Source organism: Marinospirillum celere (genome assembly GCF_900112235.1).
Taxonomy (GTDB): Bacteria; Pseudomonadota; Gammaproteobacteria; order Pseudomonadales; family Halomonadaceae; genus Marinospirillum; species Marinospirillum celere.
Map to the genome: position 1 here is coordinate 618,556 of NZ_FOLH01000001.1, position 11,918 is coordinate 630,473.

At 44.2% G+C, this 11,918-nt stretch carries 7 protein-coding genes; 4 read left to right on the top strand and 3 right to left on the bottom strand.

What is annotated here, in order from left to right; genetic code table 11:
* Positions 1–307: 307 nt before the first annotated feature.
* A complete protein-coding gene (locus BM185_RS02970) occupies positions 308–1,033 on the top strand; it encodes a hypothetical protein (protein WP_091959017.1) in 726 nt (241 codons plus the stop codon).
* 307 nt (positions 1,034–1,340) lie between these two features.
* Here the strand turns inward: BM185_RS02970 and BM185_RS02975 are convergent, their stop codons facing one another.
* Positions 1,341–2,516 (bottom strand): cysteine desulfurase family protein, encoded by a 1,176-nt coding sequence (locus tag BM185_RS02975; RefSeq protein WP_091959020.1) that lies wholly within the window; start codon positions 2,514–2,516, stop codon positions 1,341–1,343.
* Positions 2,517–2,649: 133 nt separating this feature from the next.
* Between BM185_RS02975 and BM185_RS02980 the strand changes: the two genes are divergently transcribed.
* From BM185_RS02980 to BM185_RS02990, 3 genes are read left to right on the top strand one after another with little or no spacing between them, the layout of a single operon-like run.
* Complete coding sequence (locus tag BM185_RS02980; RefSeq protein WP_218149363.1) at positions 2,650–3,579, top strand: DUF4007 family protein; 930 nt, start codon at positions 2,650–2,652, stop codon at positions 3,577–3,579.
* Positions 3,576–6,926, top strand: coding sequence for an ATP-binding protein (locus BM185_RS02985; RefSeq protein WP_091959027.1), 3,351 nt, complete (start codon positions 3,576–3,578; stop codon positions 6,924–6,926). Before BM185_RS02980 ends, BM185_RS02985 begins: the two co-directional genes overlap by 4 nt.
* Positions 6,919–7,752 (top strand): phosphoadenosine phosphosulfate reductase family protein, encoded by an 834-nt coding sequence (locus tag BM185_RS02990; protein ID WP_091959030.1) that lies wholly within the window; start codon positions 6,919–6,921, stop codon positions 7,750–7,752. Before BM185_RS02985 ends, BM185_RS02990 begins: the two co-directional genes overlap by 8 nt.
* Before the next feature lie 3 nt (positions 7,753–7,755).
* Here BM185_RS02990 and BM185_RS02995 read toward each other — a convergent pair whose 3' ends face one another.
* Entirely contained in the window at positions 7,756–9,960 is a 2,205-nt protein-coding gene (locus BM185_RS02995) for a DUF262 domain-containing protein (RefSeq protein ID WP_091959033.1), read from the bottom strand.
* A 188-nt stretch (positions 9,961–10,148) separates the two neighbouring features.
* Entirely contained in the window at positions 10,149–11,810 is a 1,662-nt protein-coding gene (locus tag BM185_RS03000; protein ID WP_177203450.1) for a nuclease-related domain-containing DEAD/DEAH box helicase, read from the bottom strand.
* Positions 11,811–11,918 lie beyond the last annotated feature (108 nt).

An 11,918-nucleotide genomic window follows, 5' to 3' on the forward strand; every position in this document is an offset into this window, starting at 1 on the left:
GCAAAAATTTGCATACTAGATGTCACCAAATCGCATCTTAATGAACCCAAAAAAATCCAGGAAGGTAAAAATGATAGAGGAAATCAGCCAGTTACAGATGCCAGCTTGGTTAAGTGCGATAGACCCGCACTCAGAACTCCCAAGCATTGAAAAAATCATAACAGATTCACTCTACTACCCAGGCGGTAGGCTCAATGGCACCCCCGTCAAATACTTGGCTAGTAGCTTTACTCCTCTGTCTAAGATGTTTTAAATTATTGTTTTTTTAAAAGAAGTTAAAGGGTTTTAACTAATAGGTGTAATAACTATGCTGATGCTAGGAAATCTCTGTCCAGATGATTTGTATGGTTTGTCATTAAACATAGATAGGGCCAAAGAAAAACTGCCTATTAGTGTGATTGAAAAAATACATCGCCATTCACCTGAAGTTGACCCGTACTCGCTTGCAGAAGATTATGGTATTGATATTTTCGATAACGTCAAATGGATTGAAGTTAAAGATGATGGTTGTGTAAAGCTCACCCTGACTTCGCATGAAATTCTTCTCAATCTTTACCCTAATCCAAGCTTATATGAAGGTGTAAGTGCATATCTTTTAGATGATAATTTTTTATGCCTTGCTTACTCACTTGCAGAAGGGCAAGATGGAGGTTTTGCAATTATAAAAATTGAGACAGGTGATTGGGTTTTAAAAAAAGAGGATTTTGTTGTTTCTGATATAGTTTGGATTAATGAGTATAGTATGTTTGCATGCTTGGAGGTAGCTAGTAGTTATAGCGGTGAGTATTTGAACTTGCTGTTTATAGTTAATGATGAAAATTACAAAGTTTTAAGCTTGTTTTCAGGCTCAAATATTGAGGAGAGAAAGTTTGCCAGTGATCCCTTGGTTAATTATTTTATAGAGTGTGAAGAAAGGCCTAGGGAGTGCAGCTTGCTGGAATTTGATGATAAAAATAAAGTTATTAAAATTGTGTATTTTGAAAAATTGTGGATGGCAAGAATTGATGATTTATTAAAATTTTCAGGCTTGTAGTTTTCTGGTGTATACAATTAATGCCTTAGGCTCACAGGTTGACTGCAAGATGCATGTATGCTTTAGGTTTGCTCAGCTTTTATTTGATTTAAGAGCGATGCGCTATCGTTCTTAAGGGTGAGTGTTTGATAAAAAGTTTAGAGTGTTTTGAATGATGTTTTAATTTTTTGTATTTTTAATGGCTTAATAAATGGGTTGAAACTTAGGTGGATTCTTGGGTGTTTATACCATTGTCAATAAGTTGTCTGGCGATTATATAGTTATAGATTTTGATCGTGGTGATGTGGTTTTTAATATTGGCATTTTTTTATTGTATTGCTTTCTTTTTAATTTTTGTATTTCTTGCAAGTATTTTTGTTAAAAAGTTTATTTGCTTGATATTTGTTTCTTTGCCAAAACTAATTCGTAGTGTGCATGCGATTTCATCTTCGCTTAGCCCAATCCTTTGTAAAGTGGTGCTATTTGAGCTATTCGTACCACTATTGCAAGCAGAACTAGTAGATAAGCAGAAATATGGTTGCATGGCATTCACTAACTCAGATGCGTTAAAACCTAATATAGTGATGCTTAAATTTCCTGGGTGAGTGTTGCTAGAGTTGCCATTTACCTTGAATTTAATTTTGTTTTTGATTAGGCCGTTTATTAGTGCTTTTCTGGCATTGTTATATTTAATGATATCTGTTTCTATTTCGCGCGCTATGATTCTTGCTGCTTCACCAAACCCAACACAAAGTGGGGTTGGCAGTGTGCCTGCTCTAAGCCCATTTTGTTGGCCACCTCCATGAAGAAGTGGTGGGAGGCTGCTTAGTAGTGCTGTGTGTATAAATAGTGCACCTATACCTTTAGGGCCATACATTTTGTGTGCTGAGAAACTCATGAAATCTACATCCCATGCTAAAACATCAATAAGTTGATTGGTTGTCGCTTGAGCTGCATCGGTGTGGAAAAGGACACCCTGCTCATGTGCAAGGTTTGAAAGAGCAGGAATATCTTGCACTGTACCTACCTCATTGTTAACGGCCATGATCGATACCAACAAAACATCTTCGTCTAATAACTTCTTATAGCATTCCATGTCGATGAGACCAGTTGGGTGGACAGGTAACTCAACTATTTTGTAGCCCAGAAGCTCTGCATAGAAGAAAGCGGGTTCGCTTACGCTCTTGTGCTCGATAGAGCTGATGAGTATTGTCCTTCGGTCTGTTTTGTTTGCCATCATTGTTGCAGCAAACACATGGTTATTCGACTCTGTTGCACCTGAGGTAAACAGAACCTCTTCTGGAAGTGCATTTATTAGGCTGGCGACCTGTTCTTTAGCTCTGGTTACTGCCTTTGCGGCGTTCCAACCTAAGCTATGTTCATCGGAGTGGGGGTTGCCAAATTCTTCCTTGTAATAGGGTTTCATGGCTTCGAAAACCCTTGGGTCGACAGGAGTAGTGGCTTGGTAGTCAAAATAAATAGGTTCGTGCTTTTCGATAGCCATTATCTGCTCTTTTTGTTTCAACTGGAGGATGCTTCCAGTTGTTGACCTTAGTTTCTTTAGTCGTTAATGTCTAGCCTGGACACAACCTCCAGGGGAAAAAATGCTTAGCAGTTCACTTTTTGAAACGGGCTATGTGCCTCAGCTTTCAGGTCACGAAACCTTCCCAATGCGCTATGGATGGCTAAAAAAAGCCTACGACGCGGTTCAAGAAACTCGAGATCTGGATGAAAATCACTCTATTTTCAATGATGTATCTGCTATCGCTCGGTTTGGCGTGGGCAAGAACATGGTGGCATCAATTCGACACTGGGCAACTCAATGCGATGTCATTCAGTCAGGACGTAAAGGGGCTGCGGCTGAGCCTGGTTTTGTAGGTGACAAGATTTTTGCTGAGGGGGGGATGGACCCATTCATGGAAAACCCTTCCACTCTTTGGCTGCTTCATTGGAAGCTGGCCTCAAACCCCCATTTAACAACCTGGTTTTGGGTGTTTAACCATTTTTCAGGTGATCATTTTGAGCGAGACACACTTGTCAGTGCGCTTGTTAAGCTGGGACAGGAACGTAACTGGTCACGAGTAACGCCATCAACGATTAAAAGAGATGTTGATTGCTTCGTTAGAACCTATGTAGCCAAGCCAGCCACGAATAAGCAGACACATGAAGATACCATGGAGTCACCTTTAACAGAACTCAGTCTAATCAAGCCTATCGGTAAAAAAGATGGTTTTAGAATAATTCGTGGCCCTAAAGTGACACTAGGTGATGGGATTTTTACCTTTGCGCTTATTGATTTTTGGGCTAAGAGCACTAGTGCAAATACGCTATCTTTTGAGGCTATAGCTCACAAGCCAGGCTCACCTGGCAAGGTTTTTCAACTCAGTGAAGATGATCTGGTTGATCGCCTCTCACGTATTGATGCTTTCACTCATGGGGGCATTCGGTGGTCAGAGACAGCTGGCCTGAAGCAACTTGTTCGCAGTAAGCCGCCATCCGATATCGATATTTCCTTCTATTTAGCTGAGGATTATTCAACTGAACATCAGGGAGCAAGGGGCCAATGAGTTTAGCCAGCGAAGTTTACGTTGAAAGAAGGTTTCAGCGCTCAATTCGTATCGACTCGGATATGCAAGATAAGGATGCTTTAAGTGGCTTTATCTGTCCGCAATCATCTGCTGATGTTCTGATCAGAATGGCTGAGCATATTAGCAATGGTCAAACAGCCTTCACTTGGACAGGCCCCTACGGGTGTGGCAAGTCAAGTCTGGTTATTGCCTTGAGTCACTTGATTTCTAATGATCAGAACACCCGAAAGGAAGCTGCGCTAGCAGTTGGGCAGCCCGCTGCAGAAGCCGTATGGAAAGCCTTGCCCGTAGGTATGGGGCAGTGGCAGATACTGCCAGTAGTTGGCCAGCGAGCATCTGTGCACAGCGTTATTGGTGACTCCCTCATCGAAGAGGGTTTTGTGAACTCAGTGCCTTCAACTGGCTGGACAGATAAAAGTTTAATTAAGACGCTAACAACCCTCGCCAAGAAATCCGGTCTAGTTATCTTTATTGATGAGATGGGTAAGTTTCTTGAGGCAGCCGCTCGCAGGGGCGAGGATTTATACTTTTTCCAGTTGCTTGCCGAGGCTGCAACTCGCTCTGATGGCCGGCTTGTTGTTGTAGGCATACTTCACCAGTCATTTGAAGAGTATGCAAGTCGCTTGTCGAGAGATGCTCGTGATGAGTGGTCTAAGATTCAGGGGCGTTTTGCTGACTTAGCTGTCAATACAGCAGGTGAAGAGCAGATCGACTTACTTTCTCGTGCCATTCACTCTAAACATAAAGGCGTGCGGGCGAGTGCTGCGGCCCTCTCTACGGCTGGAGTAATGAAGGAAAACAAGCCAGGGGTTGGTGATGATATTGCGCAGTTGCTTGAAGATACCTGGCCACTCCACCCTGTAGTAGCCGCACTTCTAGGGCCGATTTCTCGCCGACGTTTCGGCCAAAACCAGCGCAGTCTTTTTGGTTTTCTGAACTCTGCTGAGCCTGAAGGCTTTCAGGACTATCTTCGTGCCTCAGCTGAACCTGCAGAAAGGTACTCCCCAGCGCGCTTGTGGGATTATTTAAGAATTAATCTTGAGCCAACCATTATTGCTTCTCCTGATGGGCATCGCTGGGCGATGGCTGCCGAAGTTGTAGATCGGTGTGAAGCGCAAACGAACTCGAGTGCTCATGTTGATCTCTTAAAGACAATTGCTGTAATAGACCTTTTCCGCGAGCGCTCTGGCCTCTATGCGACCTCCAAGCTTCTACGTGAGTCGCTTAATGTGCCTAAAAAGCGCGTAGACGAAGCGCTAGCTGACCTTAAATCCTGGTCATTCATTATCTACCGAAAACATACCCGCGCTTATGCAATTTTTGCGGGTAGCGATTTTGATGTTGAAAAAGCAACTGAAAAAGCGCGTGAAGAGGTGAGTGATGTTGATTTTCAGCTGCTGCAACAGATGGCTGGGCTTCAGCCTGTTCTAGCCAAACGACACTATTTTGAAACAGGAGCCTTGCGTTGGTTTGATGTAAAGCTAGGCTCTTTGGAAGGCGTTGGTCAGGCACTTTTAAATTTTGTGCCTGAGAAGGGTGTCGTTGGCCTCTACTACCTTGCACTACCTACTTCCAATGAAAGTACTGAAGAGGCAAAAGAGCTTTGTGTAGAGGCCACAATTGCTGCAAAAGAACGAGGACAGCAGGTTATTTTGGGTTATCCCACACAGGCCTGGACCATTATTGATTTATCTAAAGAGCTCAAAGCCCTTGAGAAGGTGCGAGACGAGTCTACTGAAATCCAGGGGGACATGGTAGCCCGCCGTGAAATTACTAGCAGGCTAATTCTGCTTCAAAATCAGCTGGAAGCAGAGTTGCAGACGGCCATGATGAACGCGGTTTGGTTTAAAGATGGTACCCATCTCGAAAACCTCAGCATTAAGAGCTTGAACAACAAAGCTTCTGACGTTGCTGATGCCCTCTATTATGGCTCCCCAAAAATAAGCAACGAACTGCTTAACCGTAACAAGCCATCGAGCAATGCCATTGCTGCTCAGAATGCTTTAACAAGAGCCATGGTGCTTAACAACGGCGAAGAGCGCCTAGGCATAGTCGGCTATCCTGCTGAAGGGGGGCTATTTGAGTCACTTTTAGCAAATACCGGCCTTTACTGCCAGGGTGAGCAGGGTTATGGGTTTGTAAAGCCTAGCAAAGAAAAAGACGCAGCCCGTTTGCTGCCCGCTTGGGAAGCGGCTGCCGAGCTACTTGAGCAAGATTCTGAGCGCAGTGTCGCTATGAGTGAGATTTATGCCCTATGGGAGTCAGAGCCCTATGGTGTAAAAAAAGGGCTGATGCCGGTACTTGCCGTAGCTTTCATTCTATCAAATCGAGAGCATCTTGCTTTTTATCGCGAAGGAATTTTTCAATCTAGTTTTACTGATCTTGAGGTCGATTATCTTTCCAAAGATCCAGACTCAATACAGTTGCGTTGGATGGACTTGACGCATGTTTCCAAGCATCTGCTCTCTAGCCTGGCAGACTTGGTGCGCAGGCTCGATCCTAATAACCCTTTGCAAGAGCTTGCTCCGATCGATATCGGGCGTGGCCTTGTTTCAGTTTTTGACCGTCTACCTGAGTGGACCAAGCGTACTAGCCGTCTTTCAGCGCTTGCAATCAAGGCGCGCAGTGTCTTCAAACATGCGAGCGACCCGAATCAACTTTTATTCAATGACTTACCCTCACTTCACAGTGAAAACGTTGATATTCAAGATCCAGCTTTGGCCAAGGCGGTCACGAATACCATTGATGAAGCCCTAACCGAGTTGGTGGAAGCTTACCCTAAAATGCTTCAGCGTATGGCTGGCTTATTGTTGACAGAGCTTCACGTACCTAGTGATTCAGCCCAAGCGTTGAAAGAACTCAATGATCGTGCAACCAACATTAAACAGATGTCAGGCGATTTTCGTGTCGATGCGTTTATTGGAAGGATGACTATTTTTGATGGTAGCGATGTCGCTGTGGAAGGGCTGGGAAGCCTTGCAGCCAACAAACCGCCACGCGACTGGGTCGATGCGGACCTTGATGGCGCTTTTATCGAGATTGCTAACCTGGCACAAAAGTTCGTCAGAACAGAAAGCTATGCGCATGTTCAGGGTCGAAAAGACAAACGCAAATCACTGGCAGTTATCCTGTCACAAGAGGGGCGAGCTAAGCCTCTGCACTATGATTTTCATATTGCTGAGAGTGAGCAGAAAGAGGTTGATGACTTGGTGAGTCGCTTGAAACAGATAGCGACGCCTGAATCCATCAAAAAAGAAATTCTACTAGCTGCCTTGGCTGAGCTTAGCGGTGAATATATAGGTAGTGAGGAGTTGGGTAATGAGTAATGAAAAGCATGTTTTAGGGCTTTCAGGCGGCAAAGATAGTGCTGCTTTGGCTATCTATATGCGACAGAATCACCCTGAACTGGATATCGACTACTTCTTCACTGACACTGGTAAAGAGCTGCCAGAAGTATATGAGTATTTAGGTAAGCTAGAAGGCTTCCTCGGCAAGCCAATTCTAAGACTAAACCCAAATAGGGACTTTGATTACTGGCTCAAACAGTACAATAACTTCTTGCCATCTGCTCAAACTAGGTGGTGTACCCGCCAAATGAAGTTGAAGCCCTTTGAGGATTGGGTTAAACCCATGCTTAAAGAAGGCAAAATCATCCATAGCTATGTTGCCATCAGGTCTGATGAGCCTTATCGAGAAGGCTACAACGCAACGCAAGAAAAGCTGAAGATTCACCTTCCTTTTAGAGAAGATGGCATCGACAAGCCTGCAGTTGCAGAAATCCTAGAAAACTCAGGGCTAGGTTGGCCAACCTACTATGAATGGCGCTCACGAAGCGGCTGCACTTTCTGCTTCTATCAGCAAAAGATCGAGTGGGTGGGGCTGTTGGAGCGCCACCCAGAAGCATTTCAAGAGGCCATGAGCTACGAAAAAAACTCTCTGGATCATGGGTCACCCTTCACCTGGACGGAAGGCGAACCGCTGACTGAGCTAATGAAGCCAGAAAGGATTGAGCAAATTAAAGCAGATCATGAAAAGCGGGTAGCTCGAATTCAGTCACGCAAGGCAATCAATCCCTTGAGACCAGAAAAAGAGACCATAGACATCGATGATGTCTATGGTCAGGCTAAGTACTGCGTTACATGTCATAAGTAGTAATCAGTTTATTCTGACAGCCATTACAAAAAGCTCGATCAGTCTGCTCTTACGCTGCTGAAAAAAACTTTGGACTGGCACCCTATCTCCTTGAGTATTTTCTTTGGAGTTATTGTCAAAAATACTCAAAGCCTCATCATATAAAAAGTGCCCCTGTGAGATTCCTGCTTCCCTGAAGTGTTCGAATGAGAAACATAAAGGCTTGTTATTTTTATCTCTATTTTCGCTGTCAGGTAAAGGCATCATGTTCCCTAAACTGTGAACAAAAGAGTCTCTGTCCTCATCTGTGAAATATGCACTCATATGGTGTGGGTCAGGATTGCTTGCCTCCATATGGTCTAGTTGTAGCTTCGAAGCGTTGTTTATATTCAAAGCAATGGTTGCTGTGTTTAGATGCCCATCGTCATTTAGATGGCTCTTTATAAGCTTTGCAAATAGTATTTTTATCTTTAAGTGTGCATTCTTGTTTTTGTATTTCCAGTCTGAAAGCCAGGCTTTAAATTCCTCGGTCGGTTCTGCGCTATCAAATGTCATTGGCGCCGTTCCGGCTGCCGATGTGCTGTTAAAGTGATTAATCATGTTTACTGAAAAGTTTCTAGGCCCCTCGGCAGAGCTATGTAACATTGCAGAACTCCAGACGTGTTTTGACTGGCTTTCTATTTTTGTTAACATTTCATTGTAATTATTCCCTGGATTTGTTCGATCATTTTTTGATAAGAGAAAAGCAATACTGTTTATGCCCTCGTGTCTCGGATTTACTCCAACTGATTCTTCTATGCATTTTAATGTGAAATTGAAAAGACCGCTGAGAACACCCTCTTGACCAAGTGCTAGCAAAAATAAAGTTGTTTTTTTAAAGTTAGTTGCGGAGGTGTCGAATTCAGCAGTAAGGGCATGTGAGTCCCTTGACTTAAATCTTGCGTCAGTTTCGTCAAGCAAGACCCTTACAATGTAGAATATATTGAAGTGGCGCTCAAAGTCTTCGGTGCTATAATTGTCTTTATTTTCTAAGTGGCGCTGTATAGACCTCCTATATCCTTCGCCACGGTTAAAGAGTAGCGAGGAGTCACCGGTGATATAAACAATTGCCAGGTATGCAATTAGTTTTCTTTTGCTGTCTGCGGCATTTCTGAAGATTTTGTCAACCCATAACTCATCCATGCGCTGGATATATTTATCGATTTCATTTTCACTTAGCACTTCATAGTTAGATGTCACATATTTTTTATAAAATTGATTCTTTATTAGGTCTAGATCATCAAGGGCAAGTGATCTATCGTTCAAAACTTCAAATAAAGTATATGCATCGTTTGCAGATCCTGTTTGAATTACGCATAAAGATATCTGATCTAGAAATGCATCAATTTTATTTATTATTCTTCTTGCTTTTTGAAATGAGTTTTGTGCTTCGCCTTCGGCTAAAGCCAATCTATTAAATTCATCAAAAATGCATAGTATTGCTTGTGCGTACTTTTTCTTATGCTCCGAATCTAAGCTTCCAATATCATGGTAGAGCTCGATTTCTAGATTATTATTCTGTCCCATCACGATTCTGCACTGACTTAATACGTCTATTAAGTGGTCGTTGAATGAGCTTCTATCGTATTTAATTGATAGTTCATTTTCTTGGAACAGTTGTTCTTGTTTCATCTTGTGTTCATTTTTGTAATTCTCACTGTCCTCATCGACTGCTGGCAAGCCAATCTGCCTTAGTAGTGAGCTTATATGTTCTTCGGCATTTGGAGTGTTTAAATTGCTAAATATTTCGCTTATTTGTTCGTTGATGGTTTCTTCGAGGTTGTTTGTATCATTGGATTTGAATAAGTAATCTCTAGATTTTATGTAGCCAGGAACAATTGCGGGGGCGTTAATTATGTTGGTGGTTACTGTAATTGATTTTTGTATAGAGAAGCGCGAAAGTAAAAACTTGATGAAGTTTGCTAGAAATATTGTTGTGTAACGCTGCTGCCCATCTATTAGCTCATGCTCTTCTGGCTTAGCTACGGTTACAATTGAGCCGGAAAAGTATTTGCTACCGGATTCATTGCTCCAGTCTTGTATGAGTTTTACTATGTTTTCATCGTGCCACTTGTATGGTCTCTGGTAGTGAGGTATTTTTATTGTTTTTGATGAATTTTGGTTTTCGTTCGTTGTCATATCTTGTGTTAGATTGTAAAAACTTCTTATTGCTGCGCCTTTGAGGTCCATGCTAGCTCCAATTATCTTAGCCTAAAATTATTGTGTTTGATGCTTCTTCATTTTTCGTAGTTATCTAATAACATCTTATAAATGACTTTATTTTGCAGTGCAATTTTAAACACAGTGTCTTGGTATTGTTACTGCTGCTGTTTCTCGCATAGGTAGTTTTCTTGTTCGCTCACCTTTCCATTTAGACCTTAACTGCTCTTCTTAAAAATCTTCAACACCACTCTGGCCCTTGAAGCCCCCACATACTCGACTTGTGGCTTGCTGGCCCATTCGCTGGCACCTATATCAAGTAGCAGTACCGCGCGTGCTTCCAGGCCTTTAGCGGCGGAGATGTTGCTCACGCGGCTTAGGTATTGCGGTTTGTCTTGTAAAAAGCTTTGCAGGGTGTGGCTGTTTTCCACCTTGAAGGGGGTGAGTAGCAACAGATCTTCGGGTTTAAAGCCTTCTTCTTCAAGTTTCTGGATTTGCTCTTTAAGGTGTTCCAGTTGTTGTTCGGGCTTTTTCCAGGTGAAGATTTGCACAGGTCGGTTGCTGCTGGGCAGGTGGTTGCCCGGTTCTGCGGCCTGTTTGTGTTTGTCTTTTAGCCAGGTAGCTATTTCAAAGGCATTGCGGTAGTTCTGGTGCAGTTTGAAAGGGTAGGGCACCAGGCCGTCAAAAACATCCAGGGGCAGGGCAAAGTCACGCCCAAAGAGGTTTTGTTCCGGGTCAGCGACCAGGGTAATGCTGGCATCTTCTTTCAGTAGTTCACTGACGACCAGCCACCAGTAGGGTTCATAGTCCTGGGCTTCATCCACCACCAGGGCATCCCAGTTTTCCGGGTTTTTCTCCAGGGCTTCGCTGAGCAGGTTGGGAGCGGTTTCATTGTAAAAGCTTGCCACTTCCTTGGGGTTTTCCGGTAGCGCCCAGTTAAGGCCAGCCTGTTCAGCGCGGCTTTGGCAAAGCTGGTGGAAGGTGGCCACTTCAATGTTTTCATCAGCAGGGTCGGAGCCCAATTCCTTGCGGTGGGCTTCTGCCAGTAGAATGTTAAAGCAAAGCAGTAGTACCTTCTTGCCTTCGCGGGCTTGTTCCTGAGCGCGCAGGCGGGCCAAAACACTTTTGCCGGTGCCAGCACCCCCATAGATGGCCATGCGCGGGATGTGTTCCAACAGGCGTAGCACCCATTGTTGCTCATGGCTCAGCCGGAAAAGTTCGGCTTCCAGTGCCAGGGCATCATCGGCGGCATTGCTGACCAGCGCACAGGAAGGGCGCAGCAGGCGATTGCGAATCAGGGCGGCTTGTTGGCTGGTTAAAGGCAGGCAGTTATCAGCTCTCGGGCCAGCAAAGGCCGTGTTCTTGAAGCGGTGAATAATCTGCTCGGCTTGAAGGGGGTTGAAGTCCGGTGCCAGCAAAAAGTGATTGTGGTTGATGCTGACTTCAGGGAAATCACCTTCCCAGCGGTGGGTGTCAGGAAACACCAGAACTGGCGCAATGGGTAGTTTGATGGCAGTGCCCAGCGCTTTCTCCACACCTTGAACCAGGCTGTTGGTGCATTTTTTCAACTGGGCCAGGGGGGTGGTGCCGATTTTATGCGTGCCCTGGTTGCCCTTGGATAACCAGTTGCCCTGGCCATCCATCTGAATGCCACCACCTTTGACTTCCCAGATTTGTATGCCGTACTGGGGGTGAAACAGCAGAAAGTCGATTTCCCCAATCCAGGTGCCCGCTGGGTTGCGGGTTTGGGTGGCGAGGCTGAAATACACTTCCAGTCCATCAAATTCCAGTTCACGCAGCCAGCGATAAACCTTGGCTTCAGCCCGTGATTGCAGTTGGTCCAGTTCGCTTTCACTTAACCTTGGGTATATCTGTGCCATCCAGCACTCCTTAATTCCTGAGTTGGGCATAACTTACCTGAAAAAAGACTTTAAAGGCCATAGCTGGCTTATAAAAAATCTAATGCGACTCAATTTGTCGCAAGGCTG